Below are 24,504 nucleotides of genomic sequence, written 5' to 3' on the forward strand. Positions count from 1 at the left end.
GATGGTCGAACTGGTGGTGGGGTCGCGCGCCAGCCAACTGGCCCGGGCCCAGGTCAAGGAGTTCCTCGCCCCGCTGCGCGCCCGGTTCCCGGACGTCGCCTTCCGCCACCGGGTGATCCTCGAGGACGGCGACCTCGACCGGAAGTCCGACCTGCGCGAGGTCTCCGAACGCGGCGGCGGCGCCGCGTTCGCCGGCCGGCAGGCCGCCGCCCTGCTCGACGGCGAGGTCGACGTGGTCGTCCACTCCCTCAAGGACCTCCCCACCGCCGACCCCGACGGCCTGCTGCTGCTCCCCTCCCCGCCCCGCGCCGACGTCCGCGACGCCCTCTGCGGGGCCGCCCTCGCCGAGCTCCCCACCGGCGCCCGGGTCGGCACCTCCGCCGCCCGCCGGATCGCCCAACTCCTGTATGTCCGGCCCGATCTGGCGCCCGAGCGGATCCGCGGCAACGTCCCCACCCGGCTCACCCGGCTGCGCACCCTGGACGCGGTCGTCCTCGCCGCCGCCGGCCTGCACCGCCTCGGCCGCGCCGGGGAGATCGCCGAGTACCTCCCGCTCGACCGCTTCCCGCCCAGCCCCGGCCAGGGCGCCCTCGGCATCCAGGTCCGCGCCGACGACGCCAGGGCCCGCGAACTCCTCGCCGGCACCGGCGACCCCGTCACCGACGCCGAGGTCCGGGCCGAACGCGCCATGCTCGCCGAACTCCACGGCGGCTGCTCCGTCCCGATCGGCGCCCACGCCACCACCGCCGACGGCATCCTCACCCTGCACGGCCAGCTCACCACCCCCCGCGGCACCCGGCAGATCGAGGCCCGGCTCTCCGGCACCTCCGCCGAACCCGAGAAGCTCGGCCGCGCCGTGGCCGCCCTGCTGCTCGACCAGGACGCCGAAACCCTGCTCCGCGCCCCGCAGTTCCAGCCCCGCTGACCGCCCGTCCGGGGCCGGAACGCACCGACCGATAGCCGCCAGCGGCGGGCCCGCGCCCGGACGAAGCTCGACGCCATGAACAGCAACCGAATCGAAGGACGCGTGGCCCTGGTGACCGGCGGCAGCCGGGGCATCGGCGCGGCCGTCGCACTGCGGCTCGCCGAGCAGGGCGCCGACGTCGCCCTGACCTACCGCCAGAACGCCGAGCAGGCCCGGCAGGTGGCCCGGAAGATCGAAGGGACGGGCCGCCGGGCGCTGGCGGTCCCGGCGGACGGCGCGGACGAGGCGGCGCTGACCGGCGCGGTGGAGCGCACGGTCGGCACCCTCGGCCGGCTGGACGTCCTGGTCAACAACGCGGCGCTCTTCCCGTCCGGGCCGCTGGCGGACGTCGGCACCGCGGAGCTGGACCGCGTCCTGGCCGTCAACGTCCGGGCCCCGTTCGTGCTGGCCCGGGCCGCCGCGGCGCACCTGCCGGAGGGCGGGCGGATCATCGGCATCGGCAGCAACATCGCCGACCGCGTCCCGTTCCCGGGCCTCGCCCTGTACGCGATGACCAAGACCGCACTGGTCGGCCTCACCAAGGGCCTGGCCCGCGAGCTGGGCCCGCGCGGCATCACCGTCAACCTGGTCCACCCCGGCCCGACCGACACCGACGCCAACCCCGCCGACGGCCCGAACGCCCCCGCGATCAGCGGGATCACGGCACTCGGCCGCTACGCCGACCCCGCCGAGATCGCCGCCGTCGTCGCCCACCTGGCCGGCCCCGAAGCCGGCTACGTCACGGGCGCGGTGATCGCCGCGGACGGCGGCTTCTCCGCCTGACCGGCCCGCGCCGACCCGCCGCCCCGGGCTACAGCCCCGGCCCCCGCCCGAACAGCAGGACGGCCAGCGCGACCGCCGCGGCGGCGATCACCGCCAGGAAGGGCGCGCGGCTGCGCGGCGGGGCGAGCAGGACGGTGAGGGCGGGCGGGGCGGTGACCGCGAGGGTGGGCCAGCCGGGGGCGAGGAGCAGCGCGGCGGCGGTCGCGGCGAGGACGGCGACGGTGGCCGAGACGCGGCGGCCGAGGCGCTGCGGGAGGCCCCGGACGCCCGCCGCGCGGTCCGCGGCCAGGTCGGGCAGGACGTTGGCGAAGTGCGCGGAGACCCCGAGCAGCGCGCCCGCGCCGAGCACCGCGGGGGCGGGCCAGCGCCCGCCGGGCGGGGCGAGCGTCACGAACGCGGGCAGCAGCGCGAACGCCACCGCGTAGGGCAGCCAGGACCAGGCGGTGGCCTTGAGCCGCAGGTTGTAGGCCCAGCCGGCGGCCACCGCCACCAGGTGCACGGTCGCCGCGGCGGGCCCGCAGGCGGCGGAGAGCAGCACGCAGCCGGCCACCGCCCACCGGGTGGCCCCGGCGACCCGCCCCGGCGACACCTCCCGCCCGGCGAGCGGCTTGTCGGCGCGCCCGGCGTCCGCGTCCCGCCGCCGGTCGAGCAGGTCGTTGCTCCAGCCGATCGAGAGCTGCCCGGCGGCGACCGCACCGGTGGTCAGCGCCGTACCGAGGCCGCCGCGCCCGGCCGCGAGGGCCATCGCCCCAGCCAGCGCGGTCACGGCAGCGGCCGGGGCGGGATGGCAGGCGCGCAACAGGACCCCGGTCCGGGCCACCCTGCTGGTCACCGTCGTGCTGCTCACACCGGCCAGGCTAGGCGGTGGACGCCGGTTCTCCCCCGAAGCCACGAATGAATCGCCAAGCTCCTTTCACGTCAAGGCAATTGACCGCCCCGGCGCGGCCCGCCGACCCGCACTGACCGCGGCACCGCCCAGAGCCCCCTGACCCGCCATCACCACCCGGGACGCGCCCGGAAGGACGAATTGTCGGTTTCGGGCAGAGTGCTCCCTATCCTGGGGCGGTGACGCGGATCGCGGCTGTGCACGGGGTGCTTCCGGCTCACCGCTACGGGCAGCGGGAGTTGGCCGGGGCGGTGGCGGCGCTGCGCCCGGACGGTGGGGAGGGGCGGGCGCTCGCGGCGCGGTTCTTCGCGGGGGCGGGGGTGGAGTTCCGGCACTTGGCGTTCCCGCTGGAGCGGTATCCGGAGCTGGCGGGTTTCGGCCGGGCCAATGACGCCTGGCTGGCGGCCGCGGTCGAACTGGCCGAGCGGGCGGGCGGCGCGGCCCTGGCCGAGGCGCAACTCCCTTCCTACCAAGTGGACTTCGTCGTCTCGACCACGGTCACGGGCATCGCCGTCCCGTCCCTGGAGGCCCGGCTGGCGCCCCGGTTGGGGCTGCGGGCGGACGTGCGGCGGCTGCCGCTGTTCGGCCTGGGCTGCGCGGGCGGCGCGGCGGGGGTGGCGGCGGTGGACGGGCTGCTGGCGGGTCGGCCGGACGGGGTGGCGCTGCTGCTGGCGACCGAGCTGTGCTCGTTGACGTTGCAGCGGGCCGACGTCTCGGCGGCGAACCTGCTGGCCACGGCGCTGTTCGGGGACGGCGCGGGCGCGCTGGTCGCGGTCGGGGACGGCGTCGACTGCGCGGGCCCGGAGGTGGTGGCGACCCGCAGCCGGCTGTATCCGGGCACCGAGCGGCTGCTCGGCTGGGAGGTCGGCGACGACGGCTTCCGGATCCTGCTGGGGGCCGAACTCCCGGAGCTGGTGCGGCTGTTCGTGGGCGAGGAGGTGTCGTCCTTCCTGGCCGCGCACGACCTCAAGCCGGGGGACGTGACGGCCTGGGTCTGCCACCCGGGCGGCCCCCGGGTGCTGGACGCGCTGGAGCAGGAACTCGGCCTGCCGGAGGCCGCGTTGGCCCCGAGCCGGGCCTCGCTGGCGCGCTGCGGCAACCTCTCCTCGGCCTCGGTGCTGCACATCCTGCGGGACGTGCTGCAGGCCGACCCCCCGCCGCCGCCCGGCTCGTACGGGCTGATGCTGGCCCTCGGGCCCGGTTTCGCCTCCGAACTCGTCCTCCTGCGCTGGTAGTTGCCCATGCTCCTCTACACCGTCCTGATCGCGCTGGTCGCCGTGGAGCGGCTGGCCGAGCTGCTGGTCGCCCGCCGCAACGCCGCCTGGAGCCTGGCCCGGGGCGGCGTCGAGTACGGGCGCGGACACTACCCGGCGATGGTGGCGCTGCACACCGCGCTGCTGGCCGGCTGCCTGCTCGAAGTCCACTTCGCGGCAAGGCCGTTCGTCCCGGCGCTGGGCTGGCCGATGCTCGCGCTGGCGCTGGGCGCGCAGGGGCTGCGCTGGTGGTGCATCCGGACGCTGGGGCCGCGCTGGAACACCCGGGTGATCGTGGTGCCGGGCCTGCCGCTGGTGGCGGGCGGCCCGTACCGGTGGCTGCGGCACCCGAACTACCTGGCGGTGGTGGTGGAGGGCTTCGCGCTGCCGCTGGTGCACACCGCCTGGGCCACCGCGCTCTGCTTCACGCTGCTGGACGCCTGGCTGCTGGCCACCCGGCTGCGCTGCGAGGACGCCGCGCTGACCCGCTGCCGGGTGGCCGCGTGATCGATCTGCTGGTGGTCGGCGGCGGCCCGGCGGGGCTGGCCACCGCGATCCACGCCGCCCGCGCGGGCCTGTCCGTGACCGTGCTGGAGCCGCGGGCGACACCGATCGACAAGGCGTGCGGCGAGGGCCTGATGCCGGGCGCGGTGCGGGCCCTGGAGCGGCTGGGCGTCGAGGTCGAGGGCCGCCCGTTCGCGGGCATCCGCTACCTGTCCGCGGACGGCGCGCGCACCGCCGAGGCCCGCTTCCGCACCGGCCCCGGCCTGGGCATGCGCCGCACCGCCCTGCACGCCGCGCTCGCCGCCCGCGCCGACCACCTCGGCGTCCACCGCCTCGCGCTCCGCGCCGACGGCCTGCGGTTCGGCCAAAGTGCCGTCAGCGTAGGCGAGTTGACCGCCCGCCACCTGGTCGCGGCGGACGGCCTGCACTCCCCCGTCCGCCGCGCCCTCGGCCTGCACCGCCCCGTCCCCGGACGGCTCCCGGCCCGCTACGGGCAGCGGCGGCACTTCGCGGTCCGGCCGTGGAGCGAACTGGTCGAGGTGTACTGGTCGCGGCACGCGGAGGCGTACGTGACACCGGTCGCGGACGGGACGGTCGGGGTGGCCGTGCTGGGCAGCGAGCGGCTCCCGTTCGACCGCCAACTCGCCGCCTTCCCGGCCCTGTTGGCGCGGCTCGGCGACGCTCCCCCGGCCGGCCCGGTACGGGGCGCGGGCCCGCTGCGGCAGCGGGCCGCGGCCAGGGTGCACGGCCGGGTGCTGCTGGTCGGCGACGCGGCCGGCTACCTGGACGCCCTCACCGGCGAGGGCGTCGCGCTGGCCCTGGCCTCCGCCGAGGCCGCCGTCCGCTGCCTGGCCGCCGGCCGCCCCGCCGCCTACGAGCGGGCCTGGCACCGCGCCACCCGCCCCTACCGCCTGCTCACCGCCGCCCTGCTGGCCGCCCGCCACCACCCCCGGCTCGGCCCGCGGCTCGTCCCGCTGGCCGCCGCCCTCCCCCCGGCCTTCGGCGCCGCCGTCAACCTGCTGGCCCGCTGACCCGCTCGGACAGCAGCATCGGCTGCGGCCCGGGCGACAGCACCAGCCGGGGCACCGGCCGCACCGGGCCCGCCCCCGCGGGGCGCAGCCGCCACCGGCCAGCGACGGTGGCCAGCGCCAGCGTCGCCTCGGTCAGTCCGAACCGGTCACCCGGGCACCGCGTCGCCCCGGAGCCGAACGGCAGGTACGCGCCCCGGGGCAGCTCGCCCGCGAACCGGTCCGGGTCGAACCGCCCCGGGTCCGGGAAGAGCTCGGGCCGGCGCTGCAGCAGGTACAGGCAGCAGACCACCAGGGCCCCGGCGGGCAGCCGGACCCCGGCGAGCTCGGTGGGCCGGGTCGTGGTGCGGCTGATCGCCCAGGCGGGCGGGTAGAGCCGCAGGGTCTCGCTGATCACCCGTGCGGTGTACGGGAGTTGCGGGAGGTCCTGCCAGCGGGCCGGCGCCCCGGCCGGTCCGGCGTCGACCTCGGCGTGCAACGCCCGTTCCACGTCCGGGTGTTCGGCCACCAGCCGGAGCGACCAGGCCAGCGCGGAGGAGGTGGTCTCGGCCCCGGCCAGCACCAGGGTGGCGACCTGGTCGGCGAGTTCGCGCTCCCCGAGCGGCCGGCCGTCCTCGTCGCGGGCGGCCAGCAGCAGCGAGAGCACGTCGCCGCGGTCGATCCCGCGGGCCCGGTAGTCGGCGATGATCGCCGCCACTCCGGCGTGCCAGGTGGCCAGCGCCCGCCGGTGGGTGCGCCGCGCCGGAGTGGGCAGCAGGTCGGCCGCGGGCAGCACCACCCGCCGGTAGATCCCGCGCAGCAGCACGTCCAGCGCCCCGCGCAGGGCCTCCGCGGCCCGCGGCTCCAGCCCGGCCGAGAACAGGGTGCGCACGGCCACGGCGGTGGTGAGCCGGAACGCCTCGTGGGTGACGTCGACGACCTGCCCGGCCCGCCACCCCGCGGTGAGCGCCGCGGCCTCGTCCGTCATCGCCGCCGCGTAGTGCGGCAGCAGCGCGTGCTGGAAGGCGGGCTGCACGATCCGGCGCAGCCTGCGGTGGTCGGCGCGCGGGCAGGAGGCCAGCCCGTTGCCGAGGAACGCCCGGATCTTCGCGTACAGCGGCCCCGTCCGGTCGTACCCCGCCCGGTCGGCCAGCACCTGCTGCACCAGTTCCGGCGCGCTGACCACGTACATCTCGCGCGGCCCGACCCGCACCCGGACCGGGTCGCCGCAGCCGGGCAGCGTGTCGAGGAAGGCCAGCGGCCGCGAGAGCAGCGCGGGCAGGTGCCCCAGCAGCGGCACCCCGCCGGGGGCGGTGACGGGTCGGTCGGTGCGCACGGACGACCACGATACGTGGTGGCGCGGGCACGGAGGGCGACACCGGCGGGCCGTTGCGCGCCGGGCGCGGGACACTGGAGTCATGAGCGAGTCCGGAGACATATTCCACCCGCCGGTCGTGGTCCGCCCGCCGACCCGCGGGGAGCGGCCGTACCGGCGGGTGGAGATCTACGGGCGGACGGTGGGGCGGGCGACCGGCCCGGCGGACGTGGTGGAGCTGATCCGGCACGCGGGCGTCGCCGAGCCGGACCTGGACGACCCGGACCTGGTGGCGTGGCGGGGCGGCGACCGCACGGTGTGGGCACACGTTGAGGACCAGGCGAAGGGCTAGACGGCGCGGCGGTAGAGCCAGACGCCGAGCGGGGCGAACGCGGCGATGATGCCGGCGTCCCAGGCCAGGGCCTGCCAGACCTGGGTGCCGACCGGGCCGCCGATCATCAGGGCGCGGACGGCCCCGGCGGTGATGGTGACGGGCTGGTGGTTGGCGAAGACCTGGAGCCAGCCGGGCATGGTCGCGGTCGGGACGAACGCCGAGGAGGCGAAGACCAGCGGCGCGAGGACGGGGAAGGCGGCGGCGGTCGCGGTCTCCGGGTCGCCGACGGCCAGGCCGACCACGGCGAAGACCCAGGACATGGCGAGCCCGAAGGCCAGCACCAGCAGCGCGCCGCCGAGGAACGCCCAGACGCCGTTGTGGATCCGGAAGCCGACCAGGAAGCCGACGCCGGTCATCAGCGCGACCACGAACACGTTCCGGGCCAGGTCGGCGGTGGTCCGCCCGGAGAGCACCGCGGAGCGGGCCATCGGCAGCGAGCGGAAGCGCTCCATCAGCCCGGTCTGCAGGTCGCCGGCCAGGCCGATCGCGGTGTTGACCGCGCCGAACGTGACGACCTGCACGAACACGCCGGGCATCAGGTAGTCGACGTACGAGACGCCGTGCAGGGCCGCGCCGACCACCCCGCCGAAGACGTAGCGGAACATCAGCACGAAGACGATCGGCTGCACGGTGGAGAAGATCAGCAGCCGCGGCACCCGGCGCAGCGCGATCAGGTTGCGCCCGGCGACGGCCAGCCCGTCCCGGACCGGGGCGAGCAGGCGATCGGCGAGCGGCGGGTGCAGGGGGACGGCGACGGTCATGACGGCGGGCCTCCTCCGGCGGACGGCGGAGCCGATGGCGGGGCGGGCGGCTCGGCGGGGGGAGACGCGGCAGCGGCGGGCGGCGGGGCGGTGCGGTGGCCGGTGAGGGCGAGGTAGACGTCGTCGAGGCTGGACTCGCGGACGGCAATGGTGCGCGGGGCGAGCCGTTCCGCCTCGAGCGCGTGCAGGACGTCCATCAGCAGCAGCGAGCCGTCCGCACTGGGCAGGCGCAGCACCGCGCCGTCGCGTTCGGGGGCGTGCCGGAGGCGGTCGGCGAGCAGGGCGGCGGCGCGGGTGGCGCGCGGGTCCTCGCCCATGCCGAGTTCGAGGACGGTGGTGCCGAGCCGGGCCTTGAGGGCGTGCGGGCTGTCGTCGGCGACCACCCGTCCCTCGGCGAGGACGGCGACCCGCTGGGCGAGCCGGTCGGCCTCCTCCAGGTACTGGGTGGTGAGCAGCACGGTGGTGCCCTCGGCGACGAGTTCGCGGATCAGTTCCCACAGCGCGGTGCGGCTCTGCGGGTCGAGGCCGGTGGTGGGCTCGTCGAGGAACAGCACGGGCGGTTCGGGGACGAGCGCGGCGGCGACGTCGAGCCGGCGGCGCATGCCGCCGGAGTAGGTGCGCACGGGCCGGTCGGCGGCCGCCGTCAGGTCGAAGCGGGCCAGCAGGTCGGCGGCGCGCGGGTCGCGGCGGCGGCGGGGCAGTTGGGTGAGCCGGCCGATCAGCCGGAGGTTCTCCCGGGCGGTCAGGTTGGGGTCGACGGCGGCGTACTGCCCGGCGAGCCCGATCAGCCGGCGGACGGCGGCGGGGTGCGCGACCACGTCGGTGCCGAGCACCTCGGCGCGGCCCGCGGTGGGCCGGATGATCGTGGTGAGGATCCGGATGGCGGTGGTCTTGCCCGCGCCGTTCGGGCCGAGCAGGCCGAACACGGTGCCGGGCGGGACGGTGAAGTCGACGCCGTCCAGGGCGACGAGGTCCTTGAAGCGCTTGCCGAGCCCCTGGACCCGGATCGCGCTGCCGGTTCCGGCCGGCTGGGTGGTCATGGGGCGCCCCCTCGGGCGAGTGGTACCACTCCAGTGTCCGCCCGCCGGGACGGGGGGCGAAGCGGGCGCGGGCCGGACCCGGGGGCGGCGCGCGGGTGGGCCTTCCGGGGCAACGGGGTACCCCCTGGTGCGGAGCGGCCCGGCTCTGGAGTGGCCGGGCGGCGGGTGGCGGGGGTGGATGGTCTCCAGTGCCGCGCCGTCCCCTGGAGCCCCGATGCCCCGCACCCGCCGTGCTGCCGCCGCCCCGCCGTCCCGCACCCGCCGAACCGCCGCCGTCCTGGCGGCGCTGTCGCTGTCCGCGCTCTCGGCCGCGGGCTGCGCGGCGTCGCCGGACCTGAGCGCCCCGCCCGCCGCCGAGTCCTCGGCCGCCGCCGTCCCGGTCGTCGACTCCGGCCCGCCGGTGTCGGCGTTCGCCAGCACGGCGGGCACCCGCGTCTCGCTGGCCAGCGCGGGCAGCCTGGGCCCGATCCTGGTGGACGCGCAGGGCCGCACCCTGTACCTGTACGGCGCGGACACCACGGTGCACGCGAGCTGCCTGGACGAGTGCGCGAAGTCCTGGCCGCCGGTGACCACCCCGGGCTTCCCGCTGGCCGGCCCGGGCGTGGACGACGGGCTGCTGGGCGCGGCGGCGCTGCCGGACGGGACCGCGCAGGTGCTGTACAAGGGCCACCCGCTGTACCGCTACACCGGCGACCACGGGCCGGGCGAGACCGCCGGGCACACCGTGGCGGGCCCCGGCGGCACCTTCTACGCGGTCACCTCGCTGGGCGACCCGGTCGGCGTCGACATCGCCACGCTGCGCGGTGCGGGCGGCGCGGTGCCGAGCCCGGGCGCGAGCGCGAGCGCGGGTGCCAGTGCCAGTGCCAGTGCCGGTGCCAGTGCCAGTGCCCAGCCGGATGCGGCGGCGAGCGCGAGCGCGGCCCCGGCCGCTCCGGCCGACCCGGGCGCCCAGGCCCAGGCCCAGGCACCGGCGCAGACCCCCGCCGCCCAGGCCCCGGCCGTCCAAACCCCCACGCAGGCTCCCGCCCAGCCCCCCGCCGACGGCGCGGGCGCGGCAGCGGGAACGGACGGCAGTGGCGGTGGCGGTGCCCCGGCCGGTGACGACGGTTCGCAGGAGGGCTGAGGTGGCGGGTCGTCACCGTCCGGACCGGGGTGGGTCGGCCGTGCTGCCGGTGCTGGCGCTGGTCGCGCCGCTGGCGGTCTCGCTGGGGCTGCTGTGGTTCGGGCGGGCGCACGTGCCGGATCCGGGGCGGAGCCTGTTCGGGGCGTCCGGCGAGGACGCGCTGCGGTTGAAGTCGTGGCTGGGGACGGCGCTGCTCGGGCTGGCGCTGGTGCAGGTGCTGCTGGCGCTGGGGATGTACCGGCGGGGCCCGGCGGCGCGTCCGGTCCGGCGGGCGCACCGGGTGGGCGGCTGGCTGGCGTTCGCGCTGTCGCTGCCGATCGCCCAGCACTGCCTGCTGGCGTACGGGGTGCAGTTCACGGACGTCCGGGTGGGCGTGCACTCGGCGGCGGGGTGCTTCCTGTACGGGGCGTTCGCGGCGAAGGTGCTGCTGGTGCGGCGCGGCGGGCTGCCCGGGTGGGCGCTGCCGGTGGCGGGCGGGGCGCTGTTCTGCGCGGTGGGGGTGCTGTGGTGGGCGGCGGCGCTGTGGTTCCTGAACGGGTACTCCACGCCGTGGTTCTGAGGGTCCGGCGGGCGGGGCGCTGCGGTTGTGGGCGGGGCGGGCCGGTGTTCGAGTGGAGGGCAGTCGCGGTGGACGACCCTCGCCGCCGCGCGGTCACGGCGCCCCGGCCGGGGGTGCCAGAGGAGGATTCCCCCCGATGTCGCAGCACGTTCCCTTCACCACGAACAACGCGGGTGTCCCGGTCGAGAGCGACGAGCACTCGCTGACGGCGGGCCCGGTCGGCCCGGTCCTGCTGCACGACCACTACCTGATCGAGAAGATGGCCCAGTTCAACCGGGAGCGGGTGCCCGAACGGGTCGTGCACGCCAAGGGCAGTGGCGCGTACGGTTCCTTCGAGGTGACGCAGGACGTCAGCCGGTTCACCGTGGCGGACCTGTTCCAGCCGGGCAAGCAGTGCGAGATGCTGGCCCGGTTCTCCACCGTGGCGGGTGAGATGGGGTCGCCGGACACCTGGCGCGACCCGCGCGGCTTCGCGCTGAAGTTCTACACCGAGCAGGGCAACTACGACCTGGTCGGCAACAACACGCCGGTGTTCTTCGTCCGCGACCCGATCAAGTTCCAGGACTTCATCCGCTCGCAGAAGCGGCGCCCGGACAACGGGCTGCGCGACCACGACATGCAGTGGGACTTCTGGACGCTCTCCCCGGAGTCGGCGCACCAGGTGACCTGGCTGATGGGCGACCGGGGCATCCCGCGGACCTGGCGGCACATGGACGGCTTCTCCTCGCACACCTACCAGTGGGTGAACGCGGACGGGGAGCGGTTCTGGGTGAAGTACCACTTCAAGACGGACCAGGGCATCGAGTTCCTCCCCCAGGCGGAGGCGGACCGGCTGGCGGGCGCGGACGGCGACTACCACCGGCGCGACCTGTTCGAGGCGATCGAGCGCGGCGAGCACCCGTCCTGGACGCTGCACGTGCAGGTGATGCCGTTCGACGAGGCGTGGGACTACCGGTTCAACCCGTTCGACCTGACGAAGGTGTGGCCGCACGGCGACTACCCGCTGATCGAGGTCGGCCGGTTCACCCTGAACCGCAACCCGGAGGACCACTTCGTCCACATCGAGCAGGCCGCGTTCGAGCCGTCCAACCTGGTGCCGGGCATCGGGGTGTCGCCGGACAAGATGCTGCTGGGGCGGATCTTCTCCTACCCGGACACCCACCGGTACCGGATCGGGCCGAACTACGCCCAGCTGCCGCCGAACCGGGCGCACGTGCCGGTGCACTCGTACAGCAAGGACGGGCCGATGCGGTTCGACTCGGCGCGCACCGCCCGGCCGTACGCGCCGAACTCGTACGGCGGGCCGGCCGCGGACCCGTCGCTGTGGGGCGGGGAGATCGGGTGGGACGTGGCGGGGCGGATGGTGCGCGAGGCGTACCCGCTGCACCGGGAGGACGACGACTGGGGGCAGGCCGGGACGCTGGTGCGGGAGGTGCTGGACGACGCGGCGCGCGACCGGCTGGTGGCGAACATCGCCGGGCACCTGCAGGACGGGGTCTCGGCGCCGGTGCTGGAGCGGGCCCTGCAGTACTGGCGCAACGTGGACCGGGACCTCGGCGACCGGGTCGCCGCTGCCGTGGCCCGCTGACGTACCCCGCGCGCACCGCCCGTCCGGGACGCCGTTCCGGGCGGGCGGTGCGCTGCCGCTCGTTGACAAGTGCCGCCGCCGGGCCGATCCTAAGCAAGCGCTTAGTCAGTACGTTCCGACCCCTGCGAGGTGCCCCGATGACCACCGCTGCTCCGCCCGGCCTGGACCTGGAGAGGCTGCGCGCCCACCTGGACACCGCCCTGCCGGCGCCCGTCGCGGGACCGCTCACCGCGCGGATGTTCGAGGGCGGCCGCTCCAACCTGACCTATCTGGTCGAGGACGGCGCCTCCCGGTGGGTGCTGCGCCGCCCGCCGCTCGGGCACGTGCTGGCCACCGCGCACGACATGGGCCGCGAGTACCGGGTGCTGGGCGCGCTGGCCGGGACGGCCGTGCCGGTGCCCCGGCCGGTGCTGCTGGTCGAGGACACCGCGGTGATCGGCGCGCCGTTCTACCTGATGGAGTACGTGCCGGGCACCGCGCACCGGGACGCCGAGGTGCTGGCCGCGCTCGGCGAGGACCGGGTGCACGCGCTGGGGGTGCGCCTGGTGGAGACCCTGGTCGCCCTGCACGCGCTGGACCCGGACGCGGTGGGCCTGGCCGGCTTCGGCCGCCCCGAGGGCTTCCTGGAGCGCCAACTGCGGCGCTGGGGAAAGCAGTTGGACGCCTCCCGGAGCCGCGAGGTACCGGGCGTGGACGAGCTCCACCGCCGCCTCGCCGACACCCTGCCCGCCTCGCCCGCCGCCACCCTGGTGCACGGCGACTACCGGCTCGACAACGTCCTGGTGGACGACCGGGACCGGATCACCGCCGTCCTGGACTGGGAGATGTCCACCGTCGGCGACCCGCTCACCGACCTGGGCCTGCTGGTGATGTACACCGAACTGGCCCGCCGCTTCGACGGGTTGCTGCCCGGTGCGGCCCTCGCCCCCGGCTTCCCCGGCACCGCCGAGCTGGTCTGCCGCTACGCGGACGCCTCCGGCCGGGACGTCTCCGGGCTCGGCTGGTACGTCGCCTTCGCCTCCTTCAAGCTGGCGGTCGTCCTGGAGGGCATCCACTACCGCTACACCCGGGGCGGCACCGTCGGCGCGGGCTTCGACCGGGTCGGTGAACTGGTGCCGCTGTTCGTGGAGTTCGGACTCGAATCGCTGGAGGGCTGAGGAATGGACTTCGGGTACGACGCCAGGACGACCGAGCTGCTCGGCGAACTCGGCGCCTTCATGGACGAGTTCGTGTATCCGGCCGAACCGGTGCTGGCCGCCCAGCTCGCCGACCCGGCCCGCGCGCCGTGGTCGGTTCCGCCGGTGGTCGGTGAGTTGCGGGCCGCCGCGAAGGCCCGCGGCCTGTGGAACCTCTTCTTGCCGGGGGAGCTCGGGGCCGGGCTGACCAACCTGCAGTACGCGCCGCTGGCCGAACTCACCGGCCGTTCCGTCCTGTTGGCCCCGCCCGCGCTCAACTGCGCGGCCCCCGACACCGGCAACATGGAGCTGCTCGCCCAGTTCGGCTCCCCCGAGCAGCGCGAGCGCTGGCTGCGGCCGCTGCTGGACGGCACGATCCGCTCCGCCTTCGCCATGACCGAGCCCGAGGTGGCCTCCTCCGACGCCACCAACATCACCACCCGGATCGAGCGCGACGGCGACGAGTACGTGGTCAACGGCCGCAAGTGGTACATCACCGGGGCGATGAACCCGGACTGCAAGGTCTTCATCGTGATGGGCAAGACCGACCCGGCCGCCGAGACCCACCGCCAGCAGTCGATGGTCCTGGTCCCGCGCGACACCCCGGGTGTGCAGGTCCTGCGCGGCATGCGGGTGTTCGGCTACCCGGACGAGGACCACGGCGGCCACGCCGAGATCCTGTTCGAGGACGTCCGGGTCCCGGCCGCGAACCTGATCGGCGAGGAGGGCGGCGGCTTCGCCATCGCCCAGGCCCGGCTCGGGCCCGGCCGGATCCACCACTGCATGCGCGCCCTCGGCATCGCCGAACGCGCCCTGGAACTGACCTGCCGCCGGGTCAACTCCCGGGTGGCGTTCGGCCGTCCGCTCGCCGACCAGGGCGTCGTCCAGGACTGGATCGCCGAGGCGCGGGTCCGGATCGAGCAGGCCCGGCTGCTGGTGCTGAAGACCGCCTGGCTGATGGACACCGTCGGCAACCGGGGCGCCCACACCGAGATCCAGGCGATCAAGATCGTCGTGCCGTCCGCCGTCGAGTGGATCCTCGACAAGGCCGTCCAGGCCCACGGCGCGGCCGGCGTCAGCCAGGACACCCCGCTGGCCCAGCTCTGGGCCGGCAACCGCACCCTCCGCCTGGCCGACGGGCCCGACGAGGTCCACAAGCGCTCGCTGGCCCGGCGCGAACTGCGCAAGCACCGCTGAGCGGGCGGGCCCGTGGGGCCCGGCGTCCGTGCGCCGGGCCCCACGGGCGACGGGCGGTCAGGGCAGCAGGGTGAGGCGGCCGGTGGTGGTGCCGGCGGCGAGGTCGTGGACGGCGGTGGCCGCGGACTCCAGCGGGAGGCGGGCGGAGACCAGCGGGCGGGGGGCGAGGGCGGTCAGCGCGGCGTGGCAGGCCCGGACGGCGGCCGGGTCGCGGGTGGTGTACAGGCCCCAGTGCAGGCCGAGCAGCGAGTAGTTCTTGACCAGGGCGTGGCCGAGCGGCGGGGCCGGGATCTGCCCGGAGGCGAAGCCGACCAGCACGATCCGGCCCTCGAAGGCCACGCACTTGGTGGAGCCGGTGAAGGCGGGGCCGCCGACCGGGTCGAAGACCACGTCGGCGCCGCGGCCGCCGGTGGCGGCCCGGACGGCGGCGGCGAAGTCCTCGGCGTGCCGGTCGACGACCAGGTCGGCGCCCAGGTCGGCCGCGATCCGGGCCTTCTCCGGGCCGCCGACCACGGCGATGACGAACGCCCCGGCGGCCTTGCCGAGTTGGACGGCGGCGCTGCCGACGCCGCCGGCCCCGGCGTGCACCAGCAGGGTCTCGCCGGGGGCCAGCCGGGCCCGGCGGTGCAGCGCGAACCAGGCGGTCTGGTAGGCGAGGTGGAACGCGGCGGCCTCGGCGTCGTCCAGGTGGCCGGGGGCGGGCAGCGCGCCGGCCGCGTCCATCAGGGCGTACTCGGCGAACGCCCCGGCGGGCAGTTCGGCGGTGCCGATCAGGCGTTCGCCGGTGCGCGGGCCCTCGGCGACCTCGCCGCAGAGTTCCACGCCGGGGGTGAACGGCAGCGGCGGGCGGACCTGGTACTGCCCGGCGGCCATCAGCGCGTCGGGGAAGTTGACGGCCGCGGCCCGGACCCTGACCAGGAGCTGTCCCGGTCCGGGGACCGGGCGGTCGGCGTCCTCGACCAGCTTCATCACGTCCAGCGGCGCGCCGAGTTCGGTGATCTGCCAGGCTCTCATCGGGCCTCCGGGGCGGTGGGGAGGGTCTCGATCCGCTGCTGCAGCCGGTTCATGCCGTGCAGCCAGCGGTCGGGGGTGGTGGCGCGGGCCGCGTACTGCCCGGCGGTCTCGGGGTGCGGGAGGATCAGGAACTCGTCCGCGGCCATGCCGCGCAGGGCCGCGGCGGCGGCGTCGGCGGGGTCGATCGCGGTGGGCGCGAGCAGCACCCGCCCGTGCGGGCCGGTGCCGTCCAGCATCCGGGTGCGCACGCCCTGCGGGCACAGCGCGTGCACCCGCAGGCCGCGGTGCCGGTACGTCGCGGCGAGCCACTCGGCGTAGGCCAGCGCGCCGTGCTTGGTGACGCTGTACGGGGCGGAGCCGAGCATGGTGAGCAGTCCGGCGGCGGAGACGGTGGCCAGGAAGCGGCCGGTGCCGCGCTCCAGCCAGTCGGGCAGCAGCAGGCGGGTGGCCCGGACGTGGCCGAGCACGTTGACCTGCCAGGCCAGTTCCCACGCCTCGGGGGTGGCGTCGGGGCCGCCGGTGGTGGCGACGCCCGCGTTGGCGCAGTACAGGTCGATCGCGCCGAGCCGGGCCCGGGCGGCGTCGACCAGGGCGGCGACGCCCTCCTCGCTCGCGGCGTCGCCGGCGGCGGCGTGCCCGCCGATCTCGGCGGCCACCGCGCGGGCCGCACCGGCGTCGAGGTCGTTGACCACCACCCGGGCGCCGGCCGCGGCCAGGGCCCGGGCGAGGGCGGCGCCGATGCCGTGCCCGGCGCCGGTGACGACGGCCCCGATCCCGGCGAACTGCCGCTCGGCGTCGGGGAGTTCGGGCCGCCCCTGGTCGGCCCGGCCGGCGGGCCCGGTCACAGGCCGGCGCCGAGGGTGACGCCGCCGTCGATGACCAGGGTCTGGCCGGTGATCCAGCCGGCGTCCGCGGAGAGCAGGAAGCAGACCGCGCCGGCCACGTCCTCGGGCAGGCCGAGCCGGCCGAGCGGGTAGGCGCGGGCGACCTTCTCCTCGCGGCCCGCGTAGAGCGCCTCGGCGAACTTGGTCTTGACCACGGCGGGGGCGACCGCGTTGACCCGGACGTCCGGGCCGAGTTCGGCGGCGAGCTCGGTGGTGAGGCGGATCAGCGCGGCCTTGGAGACGCCGTACATGCCGATGCCGGTGGAGGCGCGCAGGCCCGCGATGGAGGCGACGTTGACGACCGCGCCGCCGTGCTCGCCCATCCAGGCGGCGTGGGCGCGGCGGGTCCAGGCCAGCGGGGCGAGCACGTTGACGGCGAGGATCTTGGCCGCGACGCCCGGGTCGGTGTCCAGGACGGGGCCGTGGACGGGGTTGATGCCGGTGTTGTTGACCAGCAGGTCGAGGCGGCCGTAGGTCTCCAGGACGGTGGCGACGGCCTCCTCCTGGTGCGCGGCGTCGTCGGACTTCCCGGCGACGGCGATCGCGTGGCCGGGCCCGCCGAGCGCCTGGACGGCCTCGTCCAGGGTCTCCTTGGTGCGGGCGGTGAGGCAGACCTTCGCCCCGCGCCGGACCAGTTCCTCGGCGATGCCGAACCCGATGCCCCGGCTCGCGCCGGTGACCACGGCCACCTTGCCCTCGAACGACACTGCCATCGTCGTACCTCGTACCTCTCGGATCGGATGTGACTAAGCGCTTGCTTAGCATCTTTGCGGCGGGCGACACTGTCAACAGCCCGGCCCGCCGGGCCGCGCCGAACCGTCTGGGAGGATTGACCCCATGACCGACCCAGCGACCGCCGCGCTCTGGCCCGGGGAGCGCACCGAGGCCGCCCGGCGGCTGCTGCTGGCCGCCGTGGACTCCTTCGCCCGCCGCGGCTACCACGCCACCACCACCCGGGACATCGCCACCGCCGCCGGGATGAGCCCGGCCGCGCTGTACATCCACTACCCGTCCAAGGCCGCGCTGCTCGCCGAGATCTCCCGCACCGGCCACCGGGCCACCCTGGAGCTGGTGGAGCGGGCCGAGGCCGCCGGGTCCGACCCGGTGGAGCGGATGCGGGCGCTGGCCGAGTCCTTCACCGTCTGGCACGCCCGCGGCCACACCGTCGGCCGGATCGTCAACCACGAGCTGCACGCGCTGCCCGAGGAGGACTTCGCGGCCGTCGCCGAGCTGCGGATCCGGATCGAGGAGACGGTGCTGCGGATCATCGCGGACGGGGTGGCGCAGGGCCTGTTCCACGTCCCGGACCAGCGCACCGCGGCCCGCGCGGTCACCTCGCTCGGCATCGACGTCTCGCGCTGGTACACCGAGCGCAGCAGCGAGTCCCCGGAGGAACTGGGGCGCCGGTACGGGCAGCTGGTGCTGCGGATGCTGGGCGCGCCGGCCGGGCGGACCGGGGACTGACGGCGCCCCGGCGCTGGACTGCCGACCCCCTTGTTGATTAGGTTAGCCTTACCTAAATCACAAGGAGGCTTCCTCGTGCTGCCCCAGCCCGCCCGCCGCCCCTCCCCCGCCGAACGCGCCCGCACCCTGCTGGAGTTCGCCTCCTCGGCGGTGCTGGACGTCCGCGGCGCCGACCTCACCGCCCGCCCCGGCCTGCCCCCGCAGGTCGCCTGCGCGCTGCGGCCGGACGGCTCGGTGGCGGTCCTGGTCGGCCGCGAGTCCGCCCTGCACCGGATCACCGCGCCGGCCCGCGGCCCGCTCACCGCCGAACTCGACTGCGTGGACGTCGCCCCCGTCGCCGTCCCGCACCGGATCCGCGGCCGCCTCGGGGTCCAGGGCCTGCTCACCCGCTCCCCCGGCGAGAGCGCCACCGCGCTGTTCCCGCACCGCGACGGCGTGCTGCTCCGGCTGACCCCCGACCACCTGGCCCTGGACGACCTCTGGGGCTCCGAGTGCTGCCTCGACCCGGACGCGCTCACCACCGCGGCCCCCGACCCGGTGGCCGCCGAGGAGGCCGGACTCCTCCAGCACCTGGCCGCCGCCCACGCCGACCAGCTCCTGCTGCTCGGCGCCGGCGCCCTGGCCGGACGCCCCGACGGCCCGCCGGGCCGCCTGCGCGAAGTGCGCCCCGTCGCCCTGGACCGCCACGGCCTGCGGATCCGCCTGCTCGGCGACGCCGGCACCCTGGACGCCCGCTTCGACTTCCACCGCCCGGTCACCCGCCCCGACGACCTGCCGGAGGCCATGCACCGGCTCTTCCTGCCCGCCCGGACCGGCTTCTAGCCGCGGATCACGGCCCGAGCACCGAGAAGTGGCCGCCCTCCGCGTCCGCCAGCCGGGCCACCCGGCCGTACGGGGAGTCGGCCGGGCCGTCCAGGACGCGGCCGCCGAGGGCGGTGGCGCGGCGGGCGGCGGCGTCGGTGTCGGGGACGGAGAAGAAGACCTCCCAGTGCGGGGCGAGGTCCTTGGCGGCGCGCAGCGCGGCGACGCTGCGGTCCTCGGAGCGCAGCACCACCCGTTCGTGCTCGTAGCGGACCTCGAACCGCGCCGGGTCGCGGTCGTCCCAGCGGAACACCTCGCCGTAGAAGAGCGCGGCGGCGAACGGGTCGGCGGTGCGCAGTTCGATCCAGGCGGGGGCGCCGGGCTCGGCGGTCCACGGGACGGGGCCGGGGCCGGCGTCGGCGGGTTCGCCCTCCCAGATGCCGAAGGTCGCGCCGAACGGGTCGGCGGCCAGCGCGACCCGGCCGGCGTCGAAGGCGAGCGGGCCGACGGCGAGGGTGCCGCCGCGCTCGCGGACGCCGTCGGCGGCCCGGTCGGCGCTCTCGATGCCGAAGTAGGTGGTCCAGGCGACCGGGCGCTCCCAGTCGGTGCCGAGTTCGCTCAGCCCGGCCACCTCGACGCCGTCGACCACCGCGCGCAGGTACGGGCCCCAGCGGTCCGGTCCGGGGGCGAACTCCCAGCCCAGCAGCGGCCCGTAGAAATCCTGGGCGGTCGACAGGTCACGTGCCGTCAGGCCGACCCAGCACGGCACCGCGGGCACGCAGCGCACCGTGGCCGTTCGCTCCACCATCCCGCGGGCTCCCTTCGCCGCTCCGCCGGCCGGTCGGCCGGACCCGCCCCAGCCTAGGTCCGTGCCCCCGCCGGAACGTGGTCCGCCTCGCGGGCGAATCCCGGTGCCGACGGGGCGACGACCGGCGCGGGTCCCCCGGTCGGGCGTGTGGCGGTGCCAAGGTCGGGCAGGACGGCTACGAGGGAACGCCGCTGTGGGAAGGACGTGGGACATGGACACCGGGATCGTGATCGTCGGGGCGAGCCTGGCCGGGGCGAAGGCCGCCGAGGCACTGCGCGCGGAGGGCTACCGGGGGCCGGTCACCCTGGTCGGCGACGAGGCGGAGCGGCCGTACGAGCGGCCGCCGCTGTCCAAGGGGTACCTGCTCGGCAAGGACGAGAAGGAGAAGATCTACGTCCACCCCGCCGACTGGTACGAGCAGCACGAGGTGGTGCTGCGGCTGGGCACCGCGGCCACCGCGATCGACCCGGCCGGGCACACCGTGACGCTGGAGGGCGGGGAGCGGCTGCCGTTCTCGAAGCTGCTGCTGGCCACCGGTTCGGCGCCGCGCCGGCTGCCGGTGCCGGGCGGGGACGGGGACTTCGTGCGGACGCTGCGCCGGGTCGGCGACAGCGAGCAGTTGCGGGCCGCGTTCCGGCCCGGCGCCCGGGTGGTGGTCGTCGGCGCGGGCTGGATCGGGCTGGAGGCGGCCGCCGCGGCCCGCACCGCCGGGGCGGAGGTGACGGTGCTGGAGGCGGCCGAGCTGCCGCTGCTGCGGGTGCTGGGCCGGGAGGCCGCGCAGGTCTTCGCCGACCTGCACCGGGCGCACGGCGTCGACCTGCGGTTCGGCGTGAAGGTCGAGGAGTTGCGGGCGGACGGGGTGCGGCTGGGCGACGGCAGCACCGTCCCGGCGGACGTGCTGCTGGTCGGCGTCGGCATCTCCCCGAACACGGCGCTGGCCGAGAACGCGGGCCTGACCGTCGACAACGGGGTGCGCACCGACCAGCACCTGGCCACCTCGCACCCCGACGTGTTCGCGGCGGGCGACGTGGCGAACGCCTTCCACCCGCTGTTCGGCAGGCCGATCCGGGTCGAGCACTGGGCGAACGCGCTCAACCAGCCCGCGGTGGCGGCCGCTTCGATGCTCGGCAAGGCGGCCGTGTACGACCGCGTCCCGTACTTCTTCACCGACCAGTACGACCTGGGCATGGAGTACACCGGCTACGCGGAGCCGGGCGGCTACGACCGGGTGGTGTTCCGGGGCGACGTCGCCGGGCGGGAGTTCATCGCGTTCTGGCTGTCCGGCGGGAAGGTGCTGGCCGGGATGAACGTCAACGTCTGGGACGTCACCGACCCGATCCGCGAACTGGTGCGCTCCGGGCGGGCCGTGGACCCGGAGCGGCTGGCCGACCCGGCGGTGCCGCTCGACGAGCTCTGACCGGGGGCGCGGTCCGGCCGGGCCGGGTCGGGCCCGGTCAGGTCACGTCGCGCCACATCAGCGGGGCGGTCGGGTCGGCGGTGGGCTGCGCGACCTCCTCGTGGGCCTTGGTGAGCAGTTGCATGGCGAGGTCGTTGAGCGCGCGGGCCCCGGCGACCTCCTCGCCGACCCGCAACTGCGGGCTGTCGTCGTGGTGCCGGGTGGAGTAGCCGTGGCCGCGCAGTTCGCTGCCGTCGGCGAGGCGGACCAGCGCGGCCGCCTTGGTGCGGTCGCCGTCCTCCTCGAACTCCATCTCGATGTGCCATCCGACCAGGGTCCTCATCATGGCCGCCACCTCCCGGGTGGGTACGGGGTGTTCGGGTCGTCGGGGCCGGTCCGGCCCCTTCCAGGGTGCGACGGGCGGGCCGGGGCGGCCAGGCGGGGGCGGGGTCAGCAGCGGCTGAGGCCGGTCCGCTCGGGGTCGGTCGGCGGTTCGCCGACCACCTCGCCGTCGTCCTCGTCGACGAGGTGGTCGGCAGGTCCGTCGGCGGGCCCGTCGCAGGGTTCGCGGCCGGTCTCGGTGTGCACCACCCGCACCGGGTGGTGCGGGTCTTCCTGGTGGACGATCCGCTGCGGTCGGCCGCAGCGCGGGCAGAGCAGGGGGATCTGGTTCATGGCCGCTGTCCACGCGCCCCGCGGCGGGCAGTTCCCGGGCCCGCGTGGCCTCCTCACTCCCAGTGTGCCGCGAAGTGCGCCGCACCGGCCCGGTCGGCTGGGTGGACCGGGACGGTGACCAGCACCGACGTCCCGGCGCGGACCTCGAAGCGGGCGATCGCGGCCGGGGCCAGCCCGCTGCCGCCCGCGGTGCGCAGCCCGGTGGTGGCGCCGTAGCCGGTCGGCGGGACGGTCCAGGTGGTGACGGTCTGCCGGGTGCCGTCGGCGCCCACGGCCACCAGTTCGCAGGTCTGCGGGCCGGGGACGTGCCCCAGGTCGAGGGTGATCCGGCTGCCCCAGGGCGCGGGGTCGACGCCGACCGTGGCGGACACCCCGGTGGCCGGGTCGGTGGCACTGAACTGCTGCGCGGCGGAGGCCACTTGGCCGGCATCGACGACCGCCCAGGTGATCGCGGGGCCGCCCAGCGCGAGGACCGCCGCGACGGCCGCCAGCACCAGCCGCCGCACCCGGGCCCGCCGCCGCTCGCCGGCCACCCGGCCGAGCAGCCGCTCGACCGGCTCCGGCCCGTCCTCCCGCGGGGTGCGCACGTCGGCGGCGAGTTCGGCGAGCAGCGCGGTGGTGGGGGCGAGTTCGGCGGCCTCGGCGGTGCAGCGCGGGCAGTGCGCGAGGTGCTCGGCGAACCGGGCCGCGCGGTCGGGTTCGAGCACGCCGAGCAGGTGCGCGCCGAGGTCGGCGTGCGGGTCCTCCGGCCGGTCCGGGACGACGGTCATCGGGTCTCACCCCGTTCCTCCAGCGCGAGCCGCAGGGCCCGCAGGGCGTAGTGCAGCCGGGACCGGACGGTGCCGGGCGGCACGCCGAGGACGGCGGCGGCCTCGGTGGCGGTGCGGCCGCGCAGGTAGGTCTCGGTGATCGCGGCGCGGTGCGCGGCGGACAGCGAGTCGAGCGCGTCGGTGAGCGTCATCAGCCGCAGCGCGCGGTCGAGTTCGTCCTCGGCGACGGGGGCCTCGGCGTCCGGGAGCCGGTCGAGCGCGCTCTCCGGGACCTCCCGGGGGCGGGCCCGGGCGCTGCGGTGGCCGTCGATGACGATCCGGCGGGCGACGGTGGCCAGCCAGGGCCGCAGGCTGCCGCGGGCCGGGTCGAGCCGGTCGAGGTGGCGCCAGGCGCGCACCAGGGTCTCCTGCACGACGTCCTCGGCACGCTGCCGGTCGCCGCCGACCAGGTGCAGCACCAGCCCGTACAGCGGCCCGGCGTGCTCCCGGTACAGGGCACGCATCAGCCGGTCCTCGGCGGCGGGGTGTCCGGTGCTTCGGGGGCCGGTGCTGCGGGGGCCGGTGCTGCGCGGGGGTCGGCCACGGCGCCATCCTCGCGCGCGGGCCGGGGCGGGGCGATCGGGCGCGGCGGGCGGGGGCGCGGGGCGGGCGCGGGCTCTCAAGTCCGGGGCGGCTCGTGTCGATAACCGTTGCGGGGGTGCGGCTCGGGCGCCAGCGCCGCACCCCCTCTGCCTCTGCCGGCAGTTCTCCCGGGTGCGGCCCGGTCCCGCGCTCCACGGCCCGTTCCCTCCCCTCCCGTCTCGTCCCGTCCTGGTGTCGTCCCGTCCTGGTGTCGTCCCGTCCTGCGCCGTTCCGTCCTGCGCCGTTCCGTCCCGGCGCCGGGCGCTCAGTAGCCGCCGCCGGACGGCGTGCTGGGCATGCCGCCGCCGGCGGGCATCGCCTTGTCGCCGGTCGGGGTGGCCGCGAACCAGGTGCCGTCGACGCCCTGGCCCTTGGTCTCGCCGGGCTTGGTGTCGGGGGCGTAGCGGTACAGCGGCCAGCCGTTGAGGGTGAGTTGGTGGCTGCCGTCGGGGCGGGTGACGGTGGAGACCAGCTTGGCGTCGATGCCCTTGAGGTCGGCGCTGCCGCTGCCGTTCGCCAGTTCGGGCGGCCACAGACTGGCGCAGGCGTCGGTGCAGTGGGTGGCCGGGGGGTTGCTGGTGTCCTGGTCGAAGCGGTACAGGGTGAAGCCCTGGCCGTCGGTGACCAGGGTGCCGAGGGTGGCGTCGTGCCCGGTCATCAGGGTGCCCTGGCTCTGTCCGGAATTGCCGGTGTGGCCCGCGGAACTGCTGCTGCTTCCGCCGCCGCTGCTGCCGCAGCCGGCGACCAGGGCCGCGGCGGCCAGGGCGCCGGCGGCGAGCAGGGTGAGGCGGCGGCCGCTGGGGGCCGTCCGGCCGGTGGTGGTCATCGGGGTGCTCCCGTCCGGGAGGGTGCGGTCCGGTCGTCCCGCCCGGCCCGCGGGCCGGGGTTCGACCGGTTCGCCCGGGGGTACGTACGGCGGGTCCCGGGCGTTCACGTGCCCGCGGCCCCCGGAATAGTTCCGCAGGTGGCGGGGTTGTGCGGGGCGAAGGGCCCGATCGGCGGGGCCAGGTCTGCGAGAGGCAGGTGGCGATGATGAGCACGGTGGAATTGACCAAGGACAACTTCGACGAGGTGGTCCAGGGCGAGGACGGCAAGGGCTTCGTCCTGATCGACTTCTGGGCGGCCTGGTGCGGCCCCTGCCGCCAGTTCGCGCCGGTCTTCGAGCGTGCGTCCGAGAAGCACGGGGACATCACCTTCGCGAAGGTCGACACCGAGGCCCAGCAGGAGCTGGCCGCGGCGTTCGACATCCGGTCGATTCCGACCCTGGCGATCATCCGCGAGGGCGTCCTGGTCTTCGCCCAGCCCGGAGCGCTCCCCGAAGCCGCCCTGGAGAACCTGATCGACCAGGCCCGGAAGCTCGACATGGCCGAGGTCCACGCCGGCGTCGAGGCCAAGAAGGCCGCCCAGAACTGACCGCCCCCGCAGGGCAGTTGCCCTGACGGCCACGCGGCACCCGCAGTACCCACGACACCTGGGGCACCTGCGGCACCCGAAAAGGGGCGCCCGGAGAACCACTTCTCCG

Annotated in this window: 28 protein-coding genes; 15 read left to right on the forward strand and 13 right to left on the reverse strand. The window is 76.3% G+C overall.

Annotation, left to right across the window (positions count from 1 at the left end):
- The first annotated feature begins 1 nt into the window (after position 1).
- Together hemC and OU787_RS06095 are read left to right on the forward strand one after the other, a co-directional pair.
- A complete protein-coding gene (gene hemC / locus OU787_RS06090; RefSeq protein ID WP_268658767.1) occupies positions 2–925 on the forward strand; it encodes a hydroxymethylbilane synthase in 924 nt (307 codons plus the stop codon).
- A 75-nt stretch (positions 926–1,000) separates the two neighbouring features.
- Positions 1,001–1,747 carry an SDR family NAD(P)-dependent oxidoreductase gene (locus tag OU787_RS06095; RefSeq protein ID WP_268658768.1) on the forward strand — a complete coding sequence of 249 codons (747 nt, stop codon included), beginning with the start codon at positions 1,001–1,003 and terminating at the stop codon, positions 1,745–1,747.
- Between the two features lie 28 nt (positions 1,748–1,775).
- Here OU787_RS06095 and OU787_RS06100 read toward each other — a convergent pair whose 3' ends face one another.
- Positions 1,776–2,594, reverse strand: coding sequence for a UbiA family prenyltransferase (locus OU787_RS06100; RefSeq protein WP_268658769.1), 819 nt, complete (start codon positions 2,592–2,594; stop codon positions 1,776–1,778).
- Positions 2,595–2,812: 218 nt separating this feature from the next.
- Here OU787_RS06100 and OU787_RS06105 point away from each other — a divergent pair, with 218 nt between their 5' ends.
- The 3 genes from OU787_RS06105 to OU787_RS06115 are packed head-to-tail and all read left to right on the forward strand — an operon-like array spanning position 2,813 to position 5,421.
- On the forward strand, positions 2,813–3,868 hold the full coding sequence (locus tag OU787_RS06105) for a type III polyketide synthase (protein WP_268658770.1): 1,056 nt from the start codon (positions 2,813–2,815) through the stop codon (positions 3,866–3,868).
- 6 nt (positions 3,869–3,874) lie between these two features.
- The gene (locus OU787_RS06110; RefSeq protein WP_268658771.1) at positions 3,875–4,393 is read left to right on the forward strand and encodes an isoprenylcysteine carboxyl methyltransferase family protein; all 519 of its coding nucleotides are present in this window, start codon (positions 3,875–3,877) and stop codon (positions 4,391–4,393) included.
- Entirely contained in the window at positions 4,390–5,421 is a 1,032-nt protein-coding gene (locus OU787_RS06115) for an NAD(P)/FAD-dependent oxidoreductase (protein WP_268658772.1), read from the forward strand. Before OU787_RS06110 ends, OU787_RS06115 begins: the two co-directional genes overlap by 4 nt.
- On the opposite strand, the gene OU787_RS06120 is transcribed toward OU787_RS06115, so the two are convergent.
- Positions 5,402–6,733, reverse strand: coding sequence for a cytochrome P450 (locus OU787_RS06120; protein WP_268658773.1), 1,332 nt, complete (start codon positions 6,731–6,733; stop codon positions 5,402–5,404). The genes OU787_RS06115 and OU787_RS06120 overlap by 20 nt on opposite strands.
- A gap of 82 nt (positions 6,734–6,815) precedes the next feature.
- On the opposite strand from OU787_RS06120, the gene OU787_RS06125 reads away from it, so the two are divergent.
- Positions 6,816–7,064 (forward strand): hypothetical protein, encoded by a 249-nt coding sequence (locus OU787_RS06125; RefSeq protein ID WP_268658774.1) that lies wholly within the window; start codon positions 6,816–6,818, stop codon positions 7,062–7,064.
- On the opposite strand, the gene OU787_RS06130 is transcribed toward OU787_RS06125, so the two are convergent.
- Positions 7,061–7,867 (reverse strand): ABC transporter permease, encoded by an 807-nt coding sequence (locus tag OU787_RS06130; RefSeq protein WP_030460454.1) that lies wholly within the window; start codon positions 7,865–7,867, stop codon positions 7,061–7,063. The genes OU787_RS06125 and OU787_RS06130 overlap by 4 nt on opposite strands.
- The gene (locus tag OU787_RS06135) at positions 7,864–8,907 is read right to left on the reverse strand and encodes an ATP-binding cassette domain-containing protein (protein ID WP_268658775.1); all 1,044 of its coding nucleotides are present in this window, start codon (positions 8,905–8,907) and stop codon (positions 7,864–7,866) included. Before OU787_RS06135 ends, OU787_RS06130 begins: the two co-directional genes overlap by 4 nt.
- A 214-nt stretch (positions 8,908–9,121) precedes the next feature.
- Between OU787_RS06135 and OU787_RS06140 the strand changes: the two genes are divergently transcribed.
- The 5 genes from OU787_RS06140 (at position 9,122) to OU787_RS06160 (ending at position 14,549) form a co-directional block, all read left to right on the forward strand.
- Positions 9,122–10,030, forward strand: a complete 909-nt coding sequence (locus OU787_RS06140; protein ID WP_268658776.1) for a COG4315 family predicted lipoprotein — start codon at positions 9,122–9,124, stop codon at positions 10,028–10,030.
- 1 nt (position 10,031) lies between these two features.
- Entirely contained in the window at positions 10,032–10,589 is a 558-nt protein-coding gene (locus OU787_RS06145; RefSeq protein ID WP_232794976.1) for a DUF6529 family protein, read from the forward strand.
- 136 nt (positions 10,590–10,725) lie between these two features.
- Positions 10,726–12,177 (forward strand): catalase, encoded by a 1,452-nt coding sequence (locus OU787_RS06150; RefSeq protein ID WP_030460458.1) that lies wholly within the window; start codon positions 10,726–10,728, stop codon positions 12,175–12,177.
- 137 nt (positions 12,178–12,314) lie between these two features.
- Positions 12,315–13,334, forward strand: a complete 1,020-nt coding sequence (locus OU787_RS06155; RefSeq protein WP_268658777.1) for a phosphotransferase family protein — start codon at positions 12,315–12,317, stop codon at positions 13,332–13,334.
- 3 nt (positions 13,335–13,337) lie between these two features.
- Entirely contained in the window at positions 13,338–14,549 is a 1,212-nt protein-coding gene (locus OU787_RS06160; RefSeq protein WP_268658778.1) for an acyl-CoA dehydrogenase family protein, read from the forward strand.
- A 57-nt stretch (positions 14,550–14,606) separates the two neighbouring features.
- Here OU787_RS06160 and OU787_RS06165 read toward each other — a convergent pair whose 3' ends face one another.
- The 3 genes from OU787_RS06165 to OU787_RS06175 form a co-directional block, all read right to left on the reverse strand.
- On the reverse strand, positions 14,607–15,563 hold the full coding sequence (locus OU787_RS06165) for an NADPH:quinone oxidoreductase family protein (RefSeq protein WP_268658779.1): 957 nt from the start codon (positions 15,561–15,563) through the stop codon (positions 14,607–14,609).
- Positions 15,560–16,336: an SDR family oxidoreductase gene (locus tag OU787_RS06170; protein ID WP_030460462.1), complete on the reverse strand. Its 777-nt coding sequence runs from the start codon at positions 16,334–16,336 to the stop codon at positions 15,560–15,562. Before OU787_RS06170 ends, OU787_RS06165 begins: the two co-directional genes overlap by 4 nt.
- Before the next feature lie 68 nt (positions 16,337–16,404).
- Complete coding sequence (locus tag OU787_RS06175) at positions 16,405–17,160, reverse strand: SDR family oxidoreductase (protein ID WP_030460463.1); 756 nt, start codon at positions 17,158–17,160, stop codon at positions 16,405–16,407.
- Between the two features lie 124 nt (positions 17,161–17,284).
- On the opposite strand from OU787_RS06175, the gene OU787_RS06180 reads away from it, so the two are divergent.
- Together OU787_RS06180 and OU787_RS06185 are read left to right on the forward strand one after the other, a co-directional pair.
- Positions 17,285–17,911 carry a TetR/AcrR family transcriptional regulator gene (locus tag OU787_RS06180; protein WP_030460464.1) on the forward strand — a complete coding sequence of 209 codons (627 nt, stop codon included), beginning with the start codon at positions 17,285–17,287 and terminating at the stop codon, positions 17,909–17,911.
- A 75-nt stretch (positions 17,912–17,986) separates the two neighbouring features.
- Complete coding sequence (locus OU787_RS06185) at positions 17,987–18,733, forward strand: DUF2470 domain-containing protein (protein WP_051817001.1); 747 nt, start codon at positions 17,987–17,989, stop codon at positions 18,731–18,733.
- A 7-nt stretch (positions 18,734–18,740) separates the two neighbouring features.
- Here OU787_RS06185 and OU787_RS06190 read toward each other — a convergent pair whose 3' ends face one another.
- Positions 18,741–19,520: a VOC family protein gene (locus OU787_RS06190; protein WP_268658780.1), complete on the reverse strand. Its 780-nt coding sequence runs from the start codon at positions 19,518–19,520 to the stop codon at positions 18,741–18,743.
- Between the two features lie 211 nt (positions 19,521–19,731).
- Here OU787_RS06190 and OU787_RS06195 point away from each other — a divergent pair, with 211 nt between their 5' ends.
- Positions 19,732–20,937 carry an NAD(P)/FAD-dependent oxidoreductase gene (locus tag OU787_RS06195; protein ID WP_030460467.1) on the forward strand — a complete coding sequence of 402 codons (1,206 nt, stop codon included), beginning with the start codon at positions 19,732–19,734 and terminating at the stop codon, positions 20,935–20,937.
- 37 nt (positions 20,938–20,974) lie between these two features.
- Here the strand turns inward: OU787_RS06195 and OU787_RS06200 are convergent, their stop codons facing one another.
- The 5 genes from OU787_RS06200 to OU787_RS06220 all read right to left on the reverse strand — a co-directional run bounded on the left by OU787_RS06200 (position 20,975) and on the right by OU787_RS06220 (position 23,808).
- On the reverse strand, positions 20,975–21,262 hold the full coding sequence (locus OU787_RS06200) for a DUF1876 domain-containing protein (protein WP_030460468.1): 288 nt from the start codon (positions 21,260–21,262) through the stop codon (positions 20,975–20,977).
- 104 nt (positions 21,263–21,366) lie between these two features.
- Positions 21,367–21,591, reverse strand: coding sequence for a hypothetical protein (locus OU787_RS06205; protein WP_268658781.1), 225 nt, complete (start codon positions 21,589–21,591; stop codon positions 21,367–21,369).
- A 53-nt stretch (positions 21,592–21,644) separates the two neighbouring features.
- Positions 21,645–22,361 (reverse strand): anti-sigma factor family protein, encoded by a 717-nt coding sequence (locus tag OU787_RS06210; protein WP_268658782.1) that lies wholly within the window; start codon positions 22,359–22,361, stop codon positions 21,645–21,647.
- A complete protein-coding gene (locus tag OU787_RS06215) occupies positions 22,358–22,864 on the reverse strand; it encodes a sigma-70 family RNA polymerase sigma factor (RefSeq protein WP_030460471.1) in 507 nt (168 codons plus the stop codon). The genes OU787_RS06210 and OU787_RS06215 overlap by 4 nt, the downstream gene beginning before the upstream one ends.
- A gap of 383 nt (positions 22,865–23,247) precedes the next feature.
- Complete coding sequence (locus OU787_RS06220) at positions 23,248–23,808, reverse strand: hypothetical protein (RefSeq protein ID WP_268658783.1); 561 nt, start codon at positions 23,806–23,808, stop codon at positions 23,248–23,250.
- A 203-nt stretch (positions 23,809–24,011) separates the two neighbouring features.
- On the opposite strand from OU787_RS06220, the gene trxA reads away from it, so the two are divergent.
- Positions 24,012–24,395 (forward strand): thioredoxin, encoded by a 384-nt coding sequence (gene trxA / locus OU787_RS06225; RefSeq protein ID WP_078914469.1) that lies wholly within the window; start codon positions 24,012–24,014, stop codon positions 24,393–24,395.
- Positions 24,396–24,504 lie beyond the last annotated feature (109 nt).

The sequence above is a fragment of the Kitasatospora sp. YST-16 genome (assembly GCF_026802215.1).
Lineage (GTDB): Bacteria > Actinomycetota > Actinomycetes > Streptomycetales > Streptomycetaceae > Kitasatospora > Kitasatospora cineracea.

What these genes read in the sequence shown, in the direction of transcription:
- OU787_RS06180 (WP_030460464.1), top strand. Translation starts at nt 17,285, where the DNA reads ATGACCGACCCAGCGACCGCCGCGCTCTGGCCCGGGGAGCGCACCGAG.
- OU787_RS06205 (WP_268658781.1), bottom strand. Translation starts at nt 21,591, where the DNA reads ATGAACCAGATCCCCCTGCTCTGCCCGCGCTGCGGCCGACCGCAGCGG.
- OU787_RS06125 (WP_268658774.1), top strand. Translation starts at nt 6,816, where the DNA reads ATGAGCGAGTCCGGAGACATATTCCACCCGCCGGTCGTGGTCCGCCCG.
- OU787_RS06175 (WP_030460463.1), bottom strand. Translation starts at nt 17,160, where the DNA reads ATGGCAGTGTCGTTCGAGGGCAAGGTGGCCGTGGTCACCGGCGCGAGC.
- OU787_RS06110 (WP_268658771.1), top strand. Translation starts at nt 3,875, where the DNA reads ATGCTCCTCTACACCGTCCTGATCGCGCTGGTCGCCGTGGAGCGGCTG.
- OU787_RS06190 (WP_268658780.1), bottom strand. Translation starts at nt 19,520, where the DNA reads ATGGTGGAGCGAACGGCCACGGTGCGCTGCGTGCCCGCGGTGCCGTGC.
- trxA (WP_078914469.1), top strand. Translation starts at nt 24,012, where the DNA reads ATGATGAGCACGGTGGAATTGACCAAGGACAACTTCGACGAGGTGGTC.
- OU787_RS06160 (WP_268658778.1), top strand. Translation starts at nt 13,338, where the DNA reads ATGGACTTCGGGTACGACGCCAGGACGACCGAGCTGCTCGGCGAACTC.
- OU787_RS06155 (WP_268658777.1), top strand. Translation starts at nt 12,315, where the DNA reads ATGACCACCGCTGCTCCGCCCGGCCTGGACCTGGAGAGGCTGCGCGCC.
- OU787_RS06095 (WP_268658768.1), top strand. Translation starts at nt 1,001, where the DNA reads ATGAACAGCAACCGAATCGAAGGACGCGTGGCCCTGGTGACCGGCGGC.
- OU787_RS06140 (WP_268658776.1), top strand. Translation starts at nt 9,122, where the DNA reads ATGCCCCGCACCCGCCGTGCTGCCGCCGCCCCGCCGTCCCGCACCCGC.
- OU787_RS06195 (WP_030460467.1), top strand. Translation starts at nt 19,732, where the DNA reads ATGGACACCGGGATCGTGATCGTCGGGGCGAGCCTGGCCGGGGCGAAG.
- OU787_RS06165 (WP_268658779.1), bottom strand. Translation starts at nt 15,563, where the DNA reads ATGAGAGCCTGGCAGATCACCGAACTCGGCGCGCCGCTGGACGTGATG.
- OU787_RS06220 (WP_268658783.1), bottom strand. Translation starts at nt 23,808, where the DNA reads ATGACCACCACCGGCCGGACGGCCCCCAGCGGCCGCCGCCTCACCCTG.
- OU787_RS06200 (WP_030460468.1), bottom strand. Translation starts at nt 21,262, where the DNA reads ATGATGAGGACCCTGGTCGGATGGCACATCGAGATGGAGTTCGAGGAG.
- hemC (WP_268658767.1), top strand. Translation starts at nt 2, where the DNA reads ATGGTCGAACTGGTGGTGGGGTCGCGCGCCAGCCAACTGGCCCGGGCC.
- OU787_RS06210 (WP_268658782.1), bottom strand. Translation starts at nt 22,361, where the DNA reads ATGACCGTCGTCCCGGACCGGCCGGAGGACCCGCACGCCGACCTCGGC.
- OU787_RS06135 (WP_268658775.1), bottom strand. Translation starts at nt 8,907, where the DNA reads ATGACCACCCAGCCGGCCGGAACCGGCAGCGCGATCCGGGTCCAGGGG.
- OU787_RS06130 (WP_030460454.1), bottom strand. Translation starts at nt 7,867, where the DNA reads ATGACCGTCGCCGTCCCCCTGCACCCGCCGCTCGCCGATCGCCTGCTC.
- OU787_RS06215 (WP_030460471.1), bottom strand. Translation starts at nt 22,864, where the DNA reads ATGCGTGCCCTGTACCGGGAGCACGCCGGGCCGCTGTACGGGCTGGTG.
- OU787_RS06150 (WP_030460458.1), top strand. Translation starts at nt 10,726, where the DNA reads ATGTCGCAGCACGTTCCCTTCACCACGAACAACGCGGGTGTCCCGGTC.